Source organism: Streptomyces johnsoniae, assembly GCF_031845565.1.
In the GTDB taxonomy this organism is placed as follows: domain Bacteria; phylum Actinomycetota; class Actinomycetes; order Streptomycetales; family Streptomycetaceae; genus Streptomyces; species Streptomyces johnsoniae.
The window spans coordinates 53281-72569 of record NZ_JAVREV010000010.1 but is presented as its reverse complement, the minus strand read 5'-3'; the positions used below and the strand labels follow the sequence as shown (position 1 = coordinate 72569).

The 19289-nt window shown below is 72.7% G+C and carries 13 protein-coding genes; 7 read left to right on the top strand and 6 right to left on the bottom strand.

Features of this window, described 5'->3' with window-relative positions; genetic code table 11:
• Positions 1 to 2 precede the first annotated feature (2 nt).
• Positions 3 to 2939 carry a glycoside hydrolase family 2 TIM barrel-domain containing protein gene (locus RM779_RS18775; protein ID WP_311618886.1) on the bottom strand — a complete coding sequence of 979 codons (2937 nt, stop codon included), beginning with the start codon at positions 2937 to 2939 and terminating at the stop codon, positions 3 to 5.
• Positions 2940 to 3233: 294 nt separating this feature from the next.
• Here RM779_RS18775 and RM779_RS18770 point away from each other — a divergent pair, with 294 nt between their 5' ends.
• On the top strand, positions 3234 to 4043 hold the full coding sequence (locus tag RM779_RS18770; protein ID WP_311618885.1) for an SGNH/GDSL hydrolase family protein: 810 nt from the start codon (positions 3234 to 3236) through the stop codon (positions 4041 to 4043).
• Here the strand turns inward: RM779_RS18770 and RM779_RS18765 are convergent.
• Both RM779_RS18765 and RM779_RS18760 read right to left on the bottom strand, forming a co-directional pair.
• A complete protein-coding gene (locus RM779_RS18765) occupies positions 4016 to 5350 on the bottom strand; it encodes an SWIM zinc finger family protein (protein ID WP_311618884.1) in 1335 nt (444 codons plus the stop codon). The genes RM779_RS18770 and RM779_RS18765 overlap by 28 nt on opposite strands.
• A complete protein-coding gene (locus tag RM779_RS18760; RefSeq protein WP_311618883.1) occupies positions 5350 to 8250 on the bottom strand; it encodes a DEAD/DEAH box helicase in 2901 nt (966 codons plus the stop codon). Before RM779_RS18760 ends, RM779_RS18765 begins: the two co-directional genes overlap by 1 nt.
• A gap of 217 nt (positions 8251 to 8467) precedes the next feature.
• Between RM779_RS18760 and RM779_RS18755 the strand changes: the two genes are divergently transcribed.
• The 4 genes from RM779_RS18755 to RM779_RS18740 all read left to right on the top strand — a co-directional run bounded on the left by RM779_RS18755 (position 8468) and on the right by RM779_RS18740 (position 11237).
• Positions 8468 to 9529, top strand: coding sequence for a fatty acid desaturase family protein (locus tag RM779_RS18755; protein ID WP_311618882.1), 1062 nt, complete (start codon positions 8468 to 8470; stop codon positions 9527 to 9529).
• Positions 9530 to 9620: 91 nt separating this feature from the next.
• Positions 9621 to 9803, top strand: coding sequence for a hypothetical protein (locus RM779_RS18750; protein ID WP_077057308.1), 183 nt, complete (start codon positions 9621 to 9623; stop codon positions 9801 to 9803).
• Positions 9804 to 10003: 200 nt separating this feature from the next.
• Positions 10004 to 10396 carry a roadblock/LC7 domain-containing protein gene (locus RM779_RS18745; RefSeq protein ID WP_311618881.1) on the top strand — a complete coding sequence of 131 codons (393 nt, stop codon included), beginning with the start codon at positions 10004 to 10006 and terminating at the stop codon, positions 10394 to 10396.
• Positions 10397 to 10490: 94 nt separating this feature from the next.
• A complete protein-coding gene (locus RM779_RS18740) occupies positions 10491 to 11237 on the top strand; it encodes a DUF6397 family protein (protein WP_311618880.1) in 747 nt (248 codons plus the stop codon).
• Here RM779_RS18740 and RM779_RS18735 read toward each other — a convergent pair.
• Positions 11215 to 13728: a DEAD/DEAH box helicase gene (locus RM779_RS18735; RefSeq protein WP_311618879.1), complete on the bottom strand. Its 2514-nt coding sequence runs from the start codon at positions 13726 to 13728 to the stop codon at positions 11215 to 11217. The genes RM779_RS18740 and RM779_RS18735 overlap by 23 nt on opposite strands.
• Before the next feature lie 123 nt (positions 13729 to 13851).
• On the opposite strand from RM779_RS18735, the gene RM779_RS18730 reads away from it, so the two are divergent.
• Positions 13852 to 14640 carry a metal-dependent hydrolase gene (locus RM779_RS18730; RefSeq protein WP_311618878.1) on the top strand — a complete coding sequence of 263 codons (789 nt, stop codon included), beginning with the start codon at positions 13852 to 13854 and terminating at the stop codon, positions 14638 to 14640.
• A gap of 68 nt (positions 14641 to 14708) precedes the next feature.
• Here RM779_RS18730 and RM779_RS18725 read toward each other — a convergent pair whose 3' ends face one another.
• Complete coding sequence (locus RM779_RS18725; RefSeq protein WP_311618877.1) at positions 14709 to 16490, bottom strand: ABC transporter ATP-binding protein; 1782 nt, start codon at positions 16488 to 16490, stop codon at positions 14709 to 14711.
• Positions 16487 to 18271, bottom strand: coding sequence for an ABC transporter ATP-binding protein (locus RM779_RS18720; protein ID WP_311618876.1), 1785 nt, complete (start codon positions 18269 to 18271; stop codon positions 16487 to 16489). Before RM779_RS18720 ends, RM779_RS18725 begins: the two co-directional genes overlap by 4 nt.
• A 388-nt stretch (positions 18272 to 18659) precedes the next feature.
• On the opposite strand from RM779_RS18720, the gene RM779_RS18715 reads away from it, so the two are divergent.
• Positions 18660 to 19199 (top strand): DUF6886 family protein, encoded by a 540-nt coding sequence (locus tag RM779_RS18715; RefSeq protein WP_311618875.1) that lies wholly within the window; start codon positions 18660 to 18662, stop codon positions 19197 to 19199.
• The last annotated feature ends 90 nt before the right edge of the window (positions 19200 to 19289 follow it).

Here is a 19289-nt window from a genome sequence, read left to right as displayed (position 1 = left end):
CGTCAGCCCTCGGCTGTGACCTCGCGGAACCCGAGCGAGAACTCGGCGGTGCCCGCGTGCAGGTAGTACTGCGGCAGCGGGCCGGGACCGCAGGACTGACTGCCGATGCCGTGCTGGCCGTGGTCGAGGTTCACCCACACCGTGTCACCCGGCGCCAGGTCCGTGGTGTGCTCCGCGGCGTCGAGCTGCTCGGAGGTCCAGCGGCGGGCGGTGAACCAGAACGGCGCCGAACCGGCGGTCATCCGCAGTCCGCGGTCGTCCCCGTCCCGCAGCTCGGCCCAGCGCACGTCCGCCCGCGCGCCGTTCTCCTGGGGACGCACGTACGGCGTCTGGAGCGCGTCGACCGTGGACGCGTACCGGCCGAGGCGGGAGGCGGCCCGGGTGTCGGGGTACGCCTCGCCGGGGCCGCCGCCGTACCAGGTGGCCTGTGAGAACGCGGCGGGCAGTCCGAGGCGCAGCCCGAGCCGCGGCAGCGGGCACGGCCATGCGCTGTCCGGCGTGACCGACACGGTCAGCCACAGCTCGTCGTCCGTGGCCGTCCACCGGTAGTCGGCGCGCAGCCCCAGCTCCTCGCCCGCCGGGGCGACCCGGGTGCGCACGGTGAGCGCGTCGCCGGTCAGGTCCACGCCGTCGATGCGGTGGCGCATGCGGTCCAGGCCGAGTTCGCGCCAGCGCATGCCGTACCTGGCGTCCTCCTGCCAGGACGCACCGAGATCGTTGTCGGTCGGCGCCCGCCAGACGTCCAGGCGCGGGGCCTGGGCGGGCGTGAGGCCGCCGAGGCGGAGCAGACGGCCGTGGGCCGCGTCGAACGAGGCCGGACCCAGCTCGATCCGGCCCCCGGCACGGCGGCCCGGCACGGCCGCAGCGGCGGGGGCGCGCCGCGGGACGGCCCCGCCCGCGCTCACCTGCCCCCAGGCGACGACGTGTCCTTCGGCGGCCCAGGCGGTGTCCCGGGCGAGCACCGCGCGCACGGTCCTGACGGCCTCGCCGCCGTCCGTGCCGCCGGGCGCGGGCGGCAGTTTGACGTCGGCGGACTCGCCCGGCGTCAGCGGCGGCACGTTCAGCCGGCCCTCGGCCAGCCGCTCGCCCTCGACCTCGTGGACCCATTCGAAGGCGAGGTGGGAGGTGTCGGCGAAGTCGTGCCCGTTGGTGACGGTGACCGTTCCTGCACCGGCGTCGCCGGTGATGTGGACGGGCTCGATGACCTTCTTGAACTCGATCAGACCGGGGGAGGGGGTGCGGTCGGGGAACAGGAGGCCATCGCACACGAAGTTGCCGTCGTGCAACTCCTCGCCGAAGTCGCCGCCGTAGCCGAAGTAGGTGCGCCCGTCGGGCGTCTGCTTGGGCAGGCCGTGGTCGATCCACTCCCAGACGAAGCCGCCCTGGAGCCGTTCGTACTTCTCGAACAGCCGCTGGTACTCGGACAGGCCGCCGGGCCCGTTGCCCATGGCGTGGGCGTACTCGCACAGCAGGAACGGCAGCGAGCGGCGGTGCGCGTCCAGCTCGGGATCGGCCAGCGGCGGCTCCTCCCTGCGGCCGATCCGCTCGACCTCTTCGTGCGAGGCGTACATGCGGGAGTAGAAGTCGCTGTCGGGGTAGTCGGAGTCGTTCTCGTAGTGGATGGGGCGTGACGGGTCGCGGTCGCGTATCCAGCGGGCCATGGCGCCGAGGCCCGCACCCGCGCCGCACTCGTTGCCCAGCGACCAGATCACGACGGAGGGGTGGTTCTTGTCGCGTTCGACCATGCGGCGGGCGCGGTCGAGGAGGGCGGGGGTGAAGCGCTCGTCGTCGACCGGGTTGCCGCGCCATTCGGGGAAGAAGCAGAAGCCGTGGGTCTCCAGGTCGCACTCGTCGATGACCCACAGGCCCAGCTCGTCGCACAGGTCGAGGAACGCGGGGTGCGGCGGGTAGTGGCTGGTGCGGACCGCGTTGATGTTGTGCTGCTTCATCAGCAGGATGTCCTGGCGCATGGTGGCCTCGTCGACCGCGCGCCCGGCCTGCGGGTGGAATTCGTGCCGGTTGACGCCGCGGAAGAGGATGCGACGGCCGTTGGCCTTGAACACGCCGTTCTCGATGCCGACGGTGCGGAAGCCGATGCGCAGGGGGATGCGCTCGCCCGCCGTGGCCAGTTCGCCGTCGTACAGGCGGGGGATCTCGGCCGTCCACGGCTGGACGGGGACGGCAGTCTCCTCACCGGTGGCCAGGTCGATGCCCAGCTCGGGAACGGTGACGCGGCCGCCCGGCTCGGCGTCCACGCGCAGGGTGCCCCGGCCGGTGGCGTGGTCGTAGCCGGCGTGGACGAAGAAGTCGGCCGGTGCCTGCCGCGGGCGGTGCAGGAGCGTGACCTCGCGGAAGATACCGGGCAGCCACCACATGTCCTGGTCTTCCAGGTAGCTGCCGGCCGACCACTGGTGGACGCGGACGGCGAGCACGTTGCCCGTGGGGCGCAGGAGCGCGCCCACGGCGAACTCGTGGGGCAGGCGGCTGCCCTGGAACGTGCCCAGCTCCTCGCCGTTGAGCCACACCCGCGCGGCTGACTCCACGCCCTCGAAGCGCAGCACGCTCTCGCCGTCGGCGGGCCAGTCGGCCGGGAGGTCGAAGACGCGGCGGTGGTCGCCGGTCGGGTTCTCGGTCGGCACCCGGGGCGGGTCGACGGGGAAGGGGTAGCGGACGTTGGTGTAGGCCGGGGCGCCGTGCCCCTGGAGGACCCAGTGCCCGGGAACGGTCACTTCGGACCAGCCGGCGGCGTCCGCTCCGTCCGCGGTGAATCCGGTGTCCGCCTCCTCGGCGGTGCCGGAGAGCCGGAAGGCCCAGGTGCCGTTGAGAGCAAGGCGGGCGGCATCGGACGCGGCGTACCAGGCGCGGGCGGGAAGCGAGCCGCTGCCGGGCGACGGGTCCTCGTAGTAGGGGAGCCGGTCGTCCTCGGGCCGGGTGTCCATGAGTCTCCTCTGACGTGCGGGTGCGGCCGGCGGGCCGGGCCGCCGACGTCGATCTGTTGATATCTGTGCTTCGTTGTTTGATCACGCTAGAACGTGCCGGGGCTTCCGACAAGCCCCCGCCGGGCGGGTGGTCCCCGGTGGCGGACCGGTGAGGAAACAGGCGCGGCCGTCACCGCGGGGCGCTCCCCTCGTTCGTGTTCACGAAGCCGTAACACCCTTGGCATGGACACGACTTGGCGAGGGTAAAGCGCTCATGCACCACTCATCCCCCGAAGACCTTCCTTGGGAGGTTCCATGAAGCTGCGCCGCTGTCTGACAGTGGCCGCCACCGCGGTCGTCGCCCTCGGCGTATCCGCCCTCGGCCCCGCGACGGCCTCGGCCCAGGAGACCCCTGCCGCCGCCGTCGAGTATGTGGCCCTCGGTGACTCCTACTCCTCCGGTGTCGGTGCCGGAAGCTACGACGGCGGCAGCGGCGACTGCCGCCGCAGCACCGTCGCCTACCCCGAACTGTGGGCCGATGCCAACGCGCCCGCCTCGTTCGACTTCACCGCCTGCTCCGGCGCGCGCACCACCGATGTCCTCGACAACCAGCTCGGCCCTCTCGACGCGGGCACCACCCTCGTCAGCATCAGCATCGGCGGCAACGACGCGGGCTTCGCGGACACGATGCTGACGTGCGTGCTCCAGGGCACCAGCGCCTGCCTGTCCGCGGTCGACACCGCCAACAGCTACATCACCGGCACCCTGCCCGGCCGCCTCGACACGGTGTACGACGCCATCAGCACCCGCGCCCCCAACGCCGAGGTGGTGGTGCTCGGCTACCCCCGCATGTACGAGCTCGACGGCAGCTGCCTGCTGGGCATCAGCGAGCAGTCGAGGGCCGCGATCAACGGCGCCGCGGACAACCTCGGCGAGGTCATCGGCAAGCGCGCCGCCGATCACGGCTTCACCTACGGCGACGTGCGCCCCGCCTTCACCGGACACGAGATCTGCTCGGGCGACGCGTGGCTGCACAGCGTCACCTGGCCGATCGGCGACTCCTACCACCCCACCGCGGACGGTCAGTCCGGCGGCTACTACGCGGTGTTCGAGGATCTGGCCTGACGCGGCTCCGCCGCTCCGGCGCCGTCCACCGCAACGGACCGGCCGCCGCCCCCGCCGCCCCGCGCGGCGGCCAGGGCGGCGGCCGGCTCCGACTCGGCGGGCCCGGCGGGCCACCACCGCCCCCGGGACTTGAGGAACGGCCACCACCGGCCGTCCGGGCCCCAGCGCAGCTGCACCCCCTCGCCCACCACCGTCCACCGCCCGTCGCCACCGCGCAGCACCGGGCGGGACTCCTCGCCCGCCCAGGCCGCGGCGAGCTGTCCGAGCGCCGCGGCGGGCACCTCGCCGGGCTGCTCCTCCAGCGCGGCGAGCGCGGGGCGCCCGCCGAACCGCCAGGCCCGCACGGCCAGATCGAGGTCGAGCGCGGAACGGTCGCAGCCGGCCGCGAGCCGCGCCGCGATGTGCGCGGCGGGCCCGGCCGTGGCCATCCGCACCGCGTCCTGCCACTCGCCGAGCGGCGCGGGCTGCGCCTCCTGCGCGTGGCCCGGTCCGAGGGCGGCGGCCAGCAGCCTCGCGGCCCGTGCCGCCGTGTCCGCGACCAGGAACTCCAGCGCCCCGACGTCAAGTCCGTCCGCCGGCGGCACCCCGCCGCCCAGCGCCGGGCCGGTGCCCGGCTCGGCGACGCGGGGCGGCGGGGCGGGCAGCGGCAACGGACCGGCCGCCCACCGCGCGTACGACTCCGCGGCCGGTACCCCCGCGGGCTGCGCCGCGGCGTTCCCGGCCGGCTCCGCCCGGGCGGCGCTGCGCCGTTGCAACTCGTCCGTCAACTCCTGCTCCCCGCGCCCGCGCAGCAGCAGCAAGAGGAACGGGTCGGTGTCCAGCAGCCGCGCCACCTGGTAGCTGAGCGCCGCGGTGTGCGCGCAGTGGTCCCACTCCCCGCACTCGCACTCCGGCTCCAGATCGCCGATGCCGGGGAGCAGATCGACCCCGGCCGCCGCGGCGTCCGCCACGAGTTGCGGGGACATCTCCCGGTCGAGCAGCGCGGCGATGTGCCCGCCCTCGCCGGCCACAGTGTGCAGCAACCGGTCCCATTCACGGTCGGACAGCTGCCGCAGCAGCACGTCCGCACGGTGGCCGGTGCCGTCGCCCGCCTTGACCACGGCGGTCAGCCGGCCGGGCCGCACCGAGACGGCGCCGACCGCGCCCGCCCTGGCGTGCCGTCTGCCCTGCCGCAGCCGTTCGCCGTCCAGCGCGGTGTCCTCCAGTGCCTTCAGCCAGCTCCTGCCCCACCAGGTGGTCGCGAAGCCGCGTCCACGGGCGGGCGGCAGGGCCTCGAAGACCAGTTCCTCCGACGTTGCCCGGTTCATCATGCGCTCCCCAGCCGCTCGGTGCCGCGCAGGGCCACCAGCTCCGCGAGCTCGGCGTCCGACAGCTCCGTGAGGGCCGCCTCGCCCGAGCCGAGCACCGCGTCCGCAAGCGCCCGCTTCCGTTCCAGCATCGCGGCGATCCGGTCCTCCACCGTGCCCTCCGCGATCAGCCGGTGCACCTGCACCGGACGGTCCTGCCCGATCCGGTAGGCCCGGTCGGTCGCCTGTTCCTCGACCGCGGGGTTCCACCAGCGGTCGTAGTGCACCACGTGCTCGGCGCGCGTCAGGTTCAGCCCGGTGCCCGCGGCCTTGAGGGACAGCAGGAACACCGGCACCTCGCCCGCGGAGAAGCTGCGCACCATCTCCTCGCGCCGTGGCACCGGGGTGCCGCCGTGCAGCAGCAGGGTGCCGATGCCGCGCGCGGTCAGATGCGCCTCCAGCAGCCGCGCCATGCGCACGTACTGCGTGAACACCAGCACGCTCGCGTCGCCGGCCAGGATCGTGCCGAGCAGCTCGTCCAGCAGCTCCAGCTTGCCCGAACGGCCCGCGAGCCGCGGGGCGTTCTCCTCCTTGAGGAACTGCGCGGGATGATTGCAGATCTGCTTGAGCGAGGTGAGCAGCTTGACCACGAGGCCGCGACGGGCCAGCCCGTCGGCATCGGCGACGGCCGCGAGGCCCTCGCGGACCGCGGCCTCGTACAGCCCGGCCTGCTCGGCGGTGAGCGCGACGGCGCGGTCGGTCTCCGTCTTCGGCGGCAGCTCGGGTGCGATACCGGGGTCGGACTTGCGCCGCCGCAGCAGGAACGGCCGGATCAGGCGGGCGAGCCGGTCGGCCGCCGCCGGGTCGGCGCCGCTCTCGACCGCGTCGGCATGACGGCTGCGGAACGTGGCGAGGCCGCCGAGCAGCCCCGGCGTGGTCCAGTCCAGGATCGCCCACAGCTCCGACAGGTTGTTCTCCACCGGCGTGCCCGTGAGCGCCACGCGGGCCCGGCCGGGGACGGCCCGCAGCTGACGGGCGGTGGCGGAGTGCGGGTTCTTCACGTGCTGCGCCTCGTCGGCGACCACGAGGGACCAGTCCGCCGCGCCGGCCAGCCGCGGCGCGTCCCGCCGCAGGGTGCCGTAGGTGGTGAGCACCACCTCGTCCGGCCCGAGTCCCTCCAGGTCACGCGCGGCGCCGTGGTACCTGCGCACCGGGGTCGCGGGGGCGAACGTGCCGATCTCCCGCTGCCAGTTGCCGAGCAGCGACGCGGGACAGACCACAAGCGCGGGCCCCGCCGTCCCGGCGTCCGCCTGGCGGTGCAGATGCAGCGCGATCAGTGTCACGGTCTTGCCCAGGCCCATGTCGTCGGCCAGGCAGGCGCCGAGACCGAGCGAGGTCATCCGGTGCAGCCACGTCAGGCCACGCAGCTGGTAGTCCCGCAGCGTGGCGGCCAGCGCCGGGGGCGGTGCGACCGGTTCGGCATCGGCGCGTTCGGGGTCGGCCAGCCGGTCGCGCAGCGCGGCCAGCCAGCCGGTGGCGGTCACCTCGACCCGTTCACCGTCGATCTCCGTGGCACCGGTGAGCGCGGCACCCAGCGCCTCGATGGCGGTGACCTTCCCGTCCCGCCGGTCGCGGACCCGGCGCACCTCCTCGGGCGCCACGAGCACCCACTGGTCGCGCAGGCGCACCACGGGCCGGGCCGCCTCCGCAAGGCGATTCAGCTCCTCGCGGGTCAACTCCGTCCCGCCCACGGCGAATCGCCAGTCGAAGGAGAGCAGCGCGCCGGGGGACAGCAGCGCCGGCCCGGCGGATGACCGCGCGCCGTCCGCCGCGCCCGCCTCCGGGCCCACCACGGCCTGCGCGGTGAGCCCGCGCACCAACTCGCGCGGCCAGTGCACCTCGACCCCGGCCGCGGCGAGCGCGCGGGAGACGGGGACGCCGAGCAGCTCGCCGATCTCGTCGTCGGCGAGGTCCACCGCGTCCGGCACGGCGGCCGAGAGCAGCGGGGTCAGCGCCCCCCAGGCCGCCGCCGCGCGGCGCAGTGTGAGCAGCGTGTCGGCCCGCACCCGGGGCCCGAACGAGCCGGCCGCCGCGGACGTTCCCGCCCACACTTCGGCGGCGTCCGCGACCAGGCCTGGATCGCCGACGCTGTGCAGCTGGAGCACGGCGCGGAAGCCGGCGGCCGCGCCCTCCGCCGCTGGCCCGTCGGCCGAAAGCAGCGCTGCCTCGATGCGCAGCGAGAGGCGGACCCCCGCGTCGTGGCCCGCGGCCACGCCCTCCGCCCACGGCCGGTGCCCGGGGAACCGGCGCGGCGCCGCCGCGGCGAACGCGGGCCCGCCCGCCGCGGACGCCGCGGCCGGGGTGCGCGGCAGCCCGTCCGCGACCGCGTCGAGGAAGGCGCGCAGCAGCGCATCGGGGCGCGGCAGCAGCGGCCCGCCGTCGGCCGCCTCGCCGGGCAGCGGCACCGCGTGGGCGTGCGGCGGCATGGCCCGGGCCAGCTCCCGCAGCCGCGCCGCGTCGGGGGTGTCCAGCGGGCCCAGCCGCCAGGCGTCGTGGTCGGCCGGGCTGATTCCCGGCAACAGCCGCCCGCGGGCCGCGAGTTGCAGGGCCAGAACGGCTGCGGCGCCCCAGCTGGCCGCGGCGGGGTGCGCACCTGTCGCGGTGCGGGCCCTGGTCAGCACGGGTACGGCCGCTGCCACGGGCACCAGCAGTGCGGGCACCTCCTGGACGCGGACCCGACCGTCGGCGTCGGGCAGCGCGACGGCCAGGTTCTCGGAGGGCTCCTCGCCCGGTACGGGTGGGCTGCCGTCGGGACGCCAGAAGGCGACGTGCGAGGCGCGGGGCGGATCGGCCGGCAGGAAGACGGCCGCGCAGGAGGCGAGTGCGGAAAGGCGGGCGGGGGCGGCCGGGCCGGATGTCACAGCGCTGACCCACTCCTCAAACTTGACTAGCGGCAAGGCGACCGCCGAGGGTACCTCAGGTATCCCGCGATCCGGAAATCGACCCCGCAAAACCGGCAAATGCCGCACGAATAGGGGGGTTGAGTACACCCCTGGGGCGGGGGTTGCGGCCATGGTGAGGGTTCGGCTCCGCTTCTACGCTGTTCAGGAGCGTTCCATCCACCCTTCCGGAGACGACATGCCGCAGGCTTCCGCCGCCCTTGCAACACCGCGTTCCAGGCCAAAACCGGCGGATGAATTCGCCCCGCTGCTCCGGGAGATCAAGGGGCAGGAGCTGCTTGCCCGCCGCACCGGCTGGTACGCGGCCGCGATCACGGTCAACCTGGTCATCTTCGCCGCGCTCGTCGCAGGCGTGCTGCTGGTCGGCGATTCCTGGTGGACGGTGGCGCTCGCGGCGCCCCTCGCGCTGTTCTCCACGCGCACCGCGTTCTTCGGCCACGACGCGGGGCACTCGCAGATAGCGTCGTCGCGGCGGATCAACCGCCTCCTGGGCCTGTTTCTCGGCAATCTGCTGCTCGGCATGAGTTCGGCCTGGTGGAACGACAAGCACAACAGGCACCACGCCAACCCCAACCATCTCGACAAGGACCCGGACGTCGGGGAAGGCGTCCTGGTGTGGACGCAGGCCCAGGCCGCGAGGCGCGCCGGCTTCAACCGCTGGCTCACCCGCAACCAGGCATGGCTGTTCTTCCCGTTGCTGCTGCTCGAAGGCATCGCGCTGAAGGTCTCCAGTATCCAGATGGTGGCCTCTTCCCGGGGCTGGGAGCGGCAGGGCCGGGCCCGCGCTGTCGAGGGGCTCCTGCTCGCCGCGCACTTCGTGGCCTACGTCTCGCTGCTCGCCATGGCCATGGGCCCGGGGAAGGCCGTCGTCTTCGCGCTCGTTCACCACGCCCTGTTCGGCCTTCACCTCGGGAGCGTCTTCGCGCCCAACCACAAGGGCATGGAGATGCCCGACCCGGACAGCGGCCAGCGCTGGGGACACCTGCGCCGGCAGGTCCTGACCTCGCGGAACGTTCGCGGCGGGCCGGTCACCGACTGGCTCATGGGCGGCCTCAACTACCAGATCGAGCACCACCTGTTCCCGAGCATGCCGCGCCCGCACCTGCGCCTCGCCCAGCCCGCCGTGCGCCGGTACTGCCAGGAGGCCGGCGTGTCGTATGCCGAGACCGGACTGGTCGACTCCTACCGGCAGGCCCTGCGCCACATGCACGAGGTCGGCGCCCCGCTGCGGCAGGACTGACGTAACGGGACGGTTCCGCGCGGAACGGTGGACACTGGAAGAACGTTCACTCATCGGCGCGGCGGCCGCCGCCGCTAAGGAGGTAGCAAGGATGTCTCGTGGCGGAAAGGTGGCCATCGGTGCGGTGGCCGCGGGCCTCGTGCTGTGGGCGCTGACCAACTTCTGGATCGCTGCGCTCGTCATTTTCGGCGTTCCCGCCGCCGCCTACCTCTTGCTCGACGCGCCACAGCGCCGTCGGCTGCGGAGGGCGGGGCGCAAGGAGCTGGGCCGCTGATCCGGGCCGTGCCGCCCCGACCGCAGCCGCGGTCGGGGCGGCTGCCGTGCCCGGCGCGTTCTGCCCGCCCCGGTGGCGGGGTTGACCAGAGGAAACGGTACGGTCCCTTCCGGATAGCGGTACCGCACAGGTGGTTGCCCACAGCCTCTTACTGGGGAAGGCTGACACAGCAGTCGCCTTACGAGAAGGGGGAGCTGGGGATGGCACTGAGTACCACGCTTGACTGGCTGCTGGACGACCTGGCGCAACGGCTGCCGCGCGTGCGGCACGTGCTGCTCCTGTCGAGCGACGGGTTGGTCACCTCGGTGAGCCGGGGCCTGAAGCGGAGCAGCGCGGAGCACCTTGCGGCGGTCGCCTCCGGACTGCACAGCCTTGCCAAGGGGGTCGGGGAGCACTTCCGATGCGGCGATGTCCGTCAGACCATGATCGAGTTCGATGACGGTGTGCTGTTCGTCACCGCCGCGGGCGACGGCAGTTGTCTGTGCGTGCTGGCCGGGGCCGATGCGGACATCGGGCAGGTCGGCTACGAGATGACCCTCCTGGTGAACAAGGTGGGCGAGCATATGGGGCTCGCCGCGCGCGACGTCACATGACTTTCCGTCGCTGATTGACTACGGAGGGTTGCGGTGGGGGAGGGTCTGCCGCTAGGGTGGTTACACAGAGTAATCACCCCTGAGGGAGACCCTGATGAATGTCACGCACACCGGCATCGGCACCGCGGACCGCCCGGACACCGTCGTCCCCGGACGGCGGCCCGCCGCCCGGACGCCCCGCCCCCGGGCCGTACGGCCCGCTCCGGCTGCACGGCCCGCTCCGGCCGAGCGGCACGAGCGGCCCGGCGGCCCGGGCGATCCTTTCCCGCTGGTCAACGCCACCGGCGGCGCGGAGCTCCTGCGCATCGGCGCGGCACGCTTCGCCCGCCTGGCCCGCGTCGGCTGTTTCGACCCGGTGGACATCCGGCTGAACCGGCACTGGGTCATTGTCTGGCGCTATCCCGCCGAGGAGCTGCTGACCTTTGCCGAGCAGTATCCCGCCCTGCTCAAGGGGCCGGCCCCGGCCGAGCTGCGCGACCTGCTGCGCCACGGCGCGGATCTCAGGCCCCCACGCTGGCGCCGCCGCCGCACGGCACTGCTCGCCGGGCAGGCGGAGGACCCCTGGCAGAAGGCCGCCGCACTCGCCGTGGTCCTGGAGCCCCCCGCCCTCGACGCCGCGGTGCCGGACGCCGAGGAGCGCAGCCTGCTGTGCCGGCTGCGCCCCCCGCTGATCGACGGGCGGCTCAGCCCGGAGCAGCAGGACGTCGTCGCCCCGCTGCTCACCGCCGCCGACCCCGCCGAAGCCCGCGAGTACCGCGCCGCACTCCTCGACGCCCTGGCCGCGGCCCGCGCCGTGCAGCCGGCGGCCAGTGCGGCGGTCAGAGCTGTCCGACGTCCATGACCTTGATCACCGCACGTCCCTCCGCATCCGACGCGGTCAGGTCCACCTCGGCGGAGATGCCCCAGTCGTGGTCGCCCGCCGGATCGGCGAAGGTCTGCCGCACCCGCCACAGGCCGTCCTCGGGCCGCTCCTCGATACTCAGCAGCCGCGGACCCCTGGCATCCGGGCCCGTCCCGATTTCGTCGTACTCCTGCCAGTAGTCCTCCAACGCCGCCGCCCAGGCGTCCGCGTTCCAGCCCGACTCGCCGTCCAGCTCGCCCAGCTCGCCGGTCCGGTCCAGCGCCGCCAGCTCCACCCGGCGGAAGAGGGCATTGCGCACCAGCACCCGGAAGGCGCGGGCGTTCGCGGTCACCGGCCGCACCTGGTCGGCCCGGTCCTGAGCCTCGCTGGCGTCCTCGCTCTCCGGATTCGCCAGCTGCTCCCACTCGTCGAGGAGGCTGGAGTCCACCTGGCGCACCAGCTCGCCGAGCCAGGCGGTGATGTCCTGGAAGTCCTCGGACTTCAAGTCCTCCGGCACGGTGTGCTCCAGGGCCTTGTAGGCGCCGGCGAGGTAGCGCAGCACGATGCCCTCGGTGCGTGCCAGCTCGTAGTGCGAGACCAGCTCGGAGAATGTCATGGCCCGCTCGTACATGTCACGCACGACCGATTTGGGGGAGAGCGGGTGGTCACCGACCCACGGATGGCTCTTGCGGTAGACGCCGAAGGCGTGGAACAGCAGCTCCTCCAGCGGGCGGGGATGGCTGATGTCCATCAGCCGCTCCATCCGCTCCTCGTACTCGACGCCCTCGGCCTTCATGGCGGCCACCGCCTCACCCCTGGCCTTGTTCTGCTGGGCGGCGAGGATCTGGCGCGGATCGTCCAGCGTGGACTCCACGACGGAGACCATGTCCAGCGCATAGGAAGGAGATTCCGGATCAAGCAGCTCAAATGCGGCCAGCGCAAACGTCGACAGGGGCTGGTTCAGCGCGAAGTCGGCCTGGAGATCCACGGTCAGCCGCACGATGCGGCCCTGCTCGTCGGGCTCCTCCAGGCGCTCCACGATCCCGCCGTCCAGCAGCGAGCGGTAGATGGCGATGGCGCGGCGAATGTGCCGCAGTTGCTGCCGACGGGGCTCGTGATTGTCCTCGAGCAGCCGCCGCATCGCGTCGAAGGCATCGCCCGGCCGCGCGATGATGGACAGCAGCATCGTGTGGGTGACGCGGAAACGGGAGGTCAGCGGCTCCGGATCGGCGCCGATCAGCCTCTGGAAGGTGTCCTCGCTCCAGTTGATGAAGCCCTCCGGCGGCTTCTTCCTGACCACTTTGCGACGCTTCTTCGGATCGTCGCCCGCCTTGGCGAGCGCCTTCTCGTTCTCCACGACGTGCTCGGGCGCCTGCGCCACGACAAAACCGGAGGTGTCGAAGCCCGCCCGCCCCGCCCGCCCGGCGATCTGGTGAAACTCGCGGGCCCGCAGCACCCGGACACGGCTGCCGTCGTACTTGGTGAGCGCGGTGAACAGCACTGTGCGAATGGGGACGTTGACGCCGACCCCGAGCGTGTCGGTCCCGCAGATGACCTTCAGCAGACCCGCCTGCGCCAGCTTCTCCACCAGCCTGCGGTACTTCGGCAGCATCCCGGCGTGATGCACCCCGATGCCGTGCCGCACGTACCGGGAGAGATTCCTGCCGAATTTGGTGGTGAAGCGGAAGTTTCCGATGAGCGCGGCGATTTCGTCCTTCTCCGCACGCGTGCACATGTTGATGCTCGTCAGCGCCTGGGCCCGCTCGACGGCCTGGGCCTGCGTGAAGTGCACGATGTACACCGGCGCCTGATGCGTCTCCAGCAGCTCCGTCAGCGTCTCGGTCAGCGCCGTCGTCCGGTACTCGTAGCTCAGGGGCACCGGACGCGTGGCCGACCGCACCACCGCCGTCTGCCGCCCGGTACGGCGCGTCAGGTCCTCCTCGAAGCGGGACATGTCCCCGAGCGTTGCGGACATCAGGACGAACTGTGCCTGCGGCAGTTCGAGCAGCGGAATCTGCCACGCCCAGCCCCGGTCCGGCTCGGCGTAGAAGTGGAATTCGTCCATCACCACCTGGCCGATGTCGGCCTGCGCGCCGTCCCGCAGCGCGATCGAGGCGAGGACCTCGGCGGTGCAGCAGATCACGGGGGCATCGGCATTGACGGAGGCGTCACCGGTGAGCATCCCGACGTTTTCCGTGCCGAAGAGTTTGCACAGATCGAAAAACTTCTCGGAGACCAGGGCCTTGATCGGAGCCGTATAGAACGTCACCTCGTCCCGTGCGAGGGCCGCGAAGTGCGCGCCCGCCGCCACCAGGGACTTCCCCGAGCCCGTCGGAGTGGACAGGACGACGTTCGCCCCGGAGACCACTTCGATCAGCGCCTCCTCCTGAGCGGGATAAAGGGAGATCCCCCGCTCCTCCGCCCACGACGAGAAGGCGTCGAAAAGGGCATCCGGGTCGCTGGCCGTCGGCATCTGATCGATAAGGGTCACCGGTCCATACTGCCCGCACCCGGCCCCCGACGGGGAACCGGCCCGTACGGCGAAGATCGACTGGCACTACGCTGTGCCGCCGACGGGGTAGCACAGAACAGAAGAAGGGGCGGGGCCGCAGCCATGATGGGACCGGCGCACTCACTGTCCGGAGCAATGGCCTGGCTGGGGGTCGGGGCCGCCGCGGCGTGGGCGGACCATGCCATGCCCTGGCCGGTACTCGTGGCGGGCACGCTGATCTGTGCGGGGGCGGCGCTCGCTCCCGACCTCGATCAGAAATCCGCCACCATCTCCCGAGCCTTCGGACCCATATCCAAGCTCCTGGCCGGGCTCATCGACAAGATCTCCGAGTGGGTCTACAACGCGACTCGCGGCAGGAAGGACCGCCGCCGCACCGGCGGCCACCGCACCCTCACCCACACGTGGATATGGGCGGTGCTGATCGGAGCAGGCTTCTCCTTCGCCGCCATCACCTGGGGCCGCTGGGCCGTGCTGATCATCCTGTTCATCCACATGGTGCTGGCCGTCGAGGGGCTGCTGTGGCGCATGGCCCGCGTCTCCAGCGACGTCCTGGTGTGGCTGCTGGGCGCGACCAGCGCCTGGCTCCTGGCCGGCGTGCTCGACCAGCCGGGCAACGGGTCGGACTGGCTCTTCGACGGAGAGCCCTACCTGTGGCTCGGCCTGCCCATCATCCTGGGCTCGATCGTCCACACCCTCGGCGACTCCCTGACCATATCCGGCTGCCCGATGCTGTGGCCGCTGCCGATAGCGGGCAGGCGCTGGTACCCCATAGGCCCGCCCCGCTTCATGCGCTTCCGCGCCGGAGCCTGGGTGGAGAACCGGGTGCTGATGCCCGCGTTCATGATCCTCGGAGCCGCGAGCGGAGTCGGCGCCGTCGTCATGGGCGCCTGATCCGGGGCGAGCACGGCCCGGCCCGCGGAAGAGCCGGGCCGCACCCGCCTGTGCCGTGGCGGCGCGGATCACCCGTGCCAGGACCGCCACAGCGCCGCATAGGCGCCGTCGGCGGCCACCAGCTCGTCGTGACTGCCCAGTTCGCTGATGCGCCCGTCCTCCACGACCGCGATCACATCCGCATCGTGGGCCGTGTGCAGCCGGTGGGCGATGGCGATGACCGTGCGCCCCTCCAGCACCCGGGCAAGCGATCGCTCCAGATGCCGGGCGGCGCGCGGGTCGAGCAGGGAGGTGGCCTCGTCGAGCACCAGGGTGTGCGGGTCGGCGAGCACCAGCCGCGCGAGCGCGATCTGCTGTGCCTGGGCCGGGGACACGGTCAGCCCGCCCGAGCCCACCTCCGTGTCGAGCCCGTCCGGCAGCTCCCGCACCCACGTGTGCGCGTCCACGGCGGTCAGCGACGCCCACAGTTCCGCGTCGGTGGCGTCGGTCCTGGCCAGCAGCAGATTGTCGCGCAGCGGCCCGACGAAGACGTGGTGCTCCTGATTGACCAGCGCCACGTGTTCCCGCACCCGTTCCGCCGTCATGCCCGACAACCGGGCGCCGCCCAGCGTCACCGCGCCGACCCGCGGGGCGTAGATCCCCGCCAGCAGCCGGCCGAGGGTCGACTTGCCCGCCCCGGAGGGGCCGACCAGCGCCATCCGCGTCCCGGGCGGCACACCGAGCGACACCTCGTGCAGCACGTCCGACCCGGCCAGGTAGCCGAAGCGCACCTGATCCGCCGCGAGGTCGCGCCCCTCCGGCGACACCGACAGGTCGCCCTCCTCGTCCTCGATCTCCCGCACTCCTACCAGCCGCGCCAACGACACCTGGGCGACCTGCAGTTCATCCAGCCAGCGCAGAATCATCCCCACCGGCTCGACCAGCATCTGCCCGAGCAGCGCACCCGTCGTCAGCTGGCCCACCGTCATCCAGCCCTGGAGGACGAACGCGCCGCCGATCAGCAGCACACCGGTCAGCGTCAGCGCGTGGTAAATGTTGATCGCCGGAATCAGCAGCGAACGCAGCCACAAGGTGTACCGCTCCCACGCGGTCCACTGGCCAACGCGCCGGTCCGACAGCTCGATCCGTGCGCTCTCCAGACGATGCGCCTCGATGGTCCGCCCGGCGTCGACGGTCTCCGCCAGCGCCCCGGCCACGGCCGCATAGCCGGCCGACTCGGAACGGTAGCCCGCCGGCGCCCGCCGGAAGTACCAGACGCACACGACGAGCAGGATCGGCACCGCCAGTACCACGGCCAGGATCAGCGGGGGCGCCGTCACCACGATGCCGCCCAGCAGCAGCGCGGTCCACACCACCGCGATGGACATCTGCGGCACGGCCTCGCGCATCGCCTTGGACAGGCGGTCCACGTCGGTGTTGATCCGCGCCAGCAGATCGCCCGTTCCCGCGCGCTCGAGTACGCCCGGCGGAAGCCCCACGGACCGGATCAGGAAGTCCTCCCGCAGATCCGCCAGCATCCGTTCCCCGAGCACGGCGCCGCGCAGCCGCACCATGCGCACGAAGAACGCCTGCACGGCGAGCGCGACCGCGAACACCGCGACCGTGCGCTCCAGATGCAGCTCCCGCACCCCGTCCGAAAGGTCCTGGACCACTCCGCCCAGCAGATAGGGGCCGGTCATGGACGCCAGCACGGCGATCGAGTTGACGCCCACCAGGACGAGGAACGCGCGCCGATGCCGGCGGATCAGTTCGCCCACGTAGGCCCGGACAGTCGTCCGGCCGGCCACCGGCAGCGTCGTCGCATGCTCGGTGGAGGCCGGGTCGTACTCCGGCGGTTTCAAGCCGATCACGCGGTCTCCTCGGCAAGTTGAGCGGACTCGGGCTCGCGCGTGACCACCGCGCGGTACTCGGGGGTGCTGCGCAGCAGCTCGCGGTGCGACGCGGTGGCGATCGCCGCACCCTCGTGCACGAAGGCCACCAGGTCCGCGCGGTCGAGCAGCAGCGGACTCGACGTGAACACCACGGTCGTCCGGCCCGACCGCAGACCGCGCAGGCTCTCCGCGATCCTGGCCTCGGTGTGCGAGTCGACGGCCGACGTCGGTTCGTCCAGCACCAGCACCTCCGGGTCGGTCAGCAGCGAACGGGCCAGCGCCAGGCGCTGCCGCTGGCCGCCGGAGAGGGAGCGGCCCCGTTCGGTGATGCGGGTGCGCATCGGGTCGCCGCTGCCGTCCGCCGAGGCACGCGCGAGCGCCGCGAGCACGTCGTGGCACTGCGCCGTGCGCAGGGCCTCACCCGCGGACACCCGGCCCGAGGCGGGCACCGACAGCAATTCGTGCAGCGTGCCGGACAGCAGCACCGGGTCCTTGTCCTGCACCAGTACCGCGGTGCGTGCCACAGCGAGCGGCACCTCGTCCAGGGCCACGCCGCCGAGCAGCGCCGACGGCTCGCCCCCGCCCTCGACCGGGTGCCCGCCGAGCCGGCCGGCCAGCCGCTCGGCGAAGTTCGGATCGCCGCACACCACAGCGGTCAGCCGTCCCGCCGGAACCAGCAGCCCGGTGGCCGGATCGTGCATGTCGCCGCTCGGGGGCTCGGCCGGACCCGCCGGGTCCTGACCGCCCGCCGCACCGCGGCCCGCCTCGCGGGCGAGGCCGAGGACGCGCACCGCGCGCCTCGCGGACGGCCGGGAGAAGGTGAAGGCCATCGCCGCCTCCTGGAACAGCCGGAGCGGGAACAGCAGAAAGCTGACCGAGCTGTAGATGGTGACCAGCTCGCCGGCGGAGAGCCGGCCGTCCAGGGCGAGCCGGGCACCCTGCCACACCACCACGATCATCAGCAGTCCCGGCATGACGACTTGGAGAGCGTCGATCAGCGACCACATCCGGGCGTTGTGCACCGAGGCGGACCGCACCTCCTGGGAGGCGCGACGGTAACGGTCGAGGAACAATTCCTCGCCGCCGATGCCGCGCAGCACCCGCAGCCCCGCCACCGTGTCGGACGCCAGCTCCGTCGCCCGCCCCGACTTGCTGCGCTCCCGGTCGGCCCTCCGGGTCGCGGCGGGCAGGAGCGGCCAGACGGTCAGCACCACGGCCGCGATACCGGCGAGCACGATGAGCCCGAGCTGCGGTTCGTACACGATCAGCCCCGCGCAGACGCCCAGGGTCACGACCACGGCGGCGGCGAAGCGCGAGAACGACTCGACGAACCAGCCGATCTTCTCGACGTCCCCGGTGGACACCTTGACCACCTCACCGGCCGCGACCTGCCGGGTCAGCACGCCGCCGAGCTCGGCGGTGCGGCGCGCGAGCAGCTGCTGCACGCGGGCCGCCGCGGTGATCCAGTTGGTCACCGCGGAACGGTGCAGCATGGTGTCGGCGAACGCCATGAGCAGCGTGACGCCGAGCAGCAGCAGTCCGGTCATGGCCAGCCGGCCGCCGGACTCGTCCACCACGGACTCCACCGCCAGGCCCATGCTGATCGGAAGCATGGCGATGCACGCCATGTGCAGGGTGCCCCAGCTCAGGGCCTTGAGCTGACCCCCCAGCTGACGTCGGAACAACCAGACCAGGAACCGGAACCCGGATCGCGTGTCCGGGTCGCCGGGGTCGGTATGCGGAAGATCGCGAATGTGCATGACATCCCAGAGTCAGTGCGAGGTGGAACTGGGCAACCTGGAAAGGGTCACGGCCGTTCGTGCCGAAAATCAACGGGTTTTTCCTGGGCATGCGCGGTTTCCGCCACCCACCCGAGTGTGTCCGTGACGTGCTGATTGTATGAACTACCCGCGTGGCGGCGCACGCCGGGCGGCTGTCCGAAAACCGTCGGCAAGCCCCGCTGCAAGGCGCGGAGAAACATTGCGGCGGACACGAATCCCGCCGCGCCGACGCCACGGGCGGGCGTGCCCGGGCGCGTTCCCGTCCCCCGGCGCCCTGCCTGGTCGTCGTCCGGCGCACCGTTGCCCCTCCGGTCGCTGCGGCGGGATTCGTGTTCGCCGCGCCGGCGCATGCGATACAAACTGCGACATGCGCCCGCGCCCCGGTGAAGTCCTCCATTTTTCCGAGGACCCCTCCCTCACCCTCTTCCACCCGCACGTCGCGGCCACCGGCCGCGGTTCCGAGGCGTACGTCTGGGCGGTCGATGCCCCACGCGCTCCCGACTACTGGTTCCCGCGCGCCTGCCCCCGGGCCATGGCGTGGGCCGTCCCCGGCACGACCGGCGACGACCTGCTGCGCATCGTCGGCCCGGGCGGCGGTCGTCGGGTGCACGCCGTCGAGTACGGCTGGCTGGAGCGGCTCCGCACCGTGCGGCTGTTCGCGTACCGGCTGCCCGCGGGCCCGTTCCGGCCCATCGGCGAACCGGTGCCGCACGCGGTGGTCGCGACGCGGAGCGTCCACCCCCTGGGGCCGCCCGAGCCCGTCGGGGATCTCCTCGCGCTCCACCGGGACGCCGGGATACAACTGCGCGTGCTGGACAACCTCTGGGAGTTCTGGGAAGCGGTAACCGCGAGCACCCTCGGCTTCAGCGGCATCAGGCTGCGGAACGCGCGACCCCGTCCGGCATAACTCCGCCCGGCCCGGCCGACCGGGTTCAACCAACGAAGCCGGGCGGCCCGCTCACGTGCGTAAACAAGCCTGTGGGGGCCCGGGCCCGTT

What these genes read in the sequence shown, in the direction of transcription:
- RM779_RS18715 (WP_311618875.1), top strand. Translation starts at nt 18,660, where the DNA reads ATGCGCCCGCGCCCCGGTGAAGTCCTCCATTTTTCCGAGGACCCCTCC.
- RM779_RS18770 (WP_311618885.1), top strand. Translation starts at nt 3,234, where the DNA reads ATGAAGCTGCGCCGCTGTCTGACAGTGGCCGCCACCGCGGTCGTCGCC.
- RM779_RS18730 (WP_311618878.1), top strand. Translation starts at nt 13,852, where the DNA reads ATGATGGGACCGGCGCACTCACTGTCCGGAGCAATGGCCTGGCTGGGG.
- RM779_RS18720 (WP_311618876.1), bottom strand. Translation starts at nt 18,271, where the DNA reads ATGCACATTCGCGATCTTCCGCATACCGACCCCGGCGACCCGGACACG.
- RM779_RS18765 (WP_311618884.1), bottom strand. Translation starts at nt 5,350, where the DNA reads ATGAACCGGGCAACGTCGGAGGAACTGGTCTTCGAGGCCCTGCCGCCC.
- RM779_RS18740 (WP_311618880.1), top strand. Translation starts at nt 10,491, where the DNA reads ATGAATGTCACGCACACCGGCATCGGCACCGCGGACCGCCCGGACACC.
- RM779_RS18775 (WP_311618886.1), bottom strand. Translation starts at nt 2,939, where the DNA reads ATGGACACCCGGCCCGAGGACGACCGGCTCCCCTACTACGAGGACCCG.
- RM779_RS18750 (WP_077057308.1), top strand. Translation starts at nt 9,621, where the DNA reads ATGTCTCGTGGCGGAAAGGTGGCCATCGGTGCGGTGGCCGCGGGCCTC.
- RM779_RS18755 (WP_311618882.1), top strand. Translation starts at nt 8,468, where the DNA reads ATGCCGCAGGCTTCCGCCGCCCTTGCAACACCGCGTTCCAGGCCAAAA.
- RM779_RS18745 (WP_311618881.1), top strand. Translation starts at nt 10,004, where the DNA reads ATGGCACTGAGTACCACGCTTGACTGGCTGCTGGACGACCTGGCGCAA.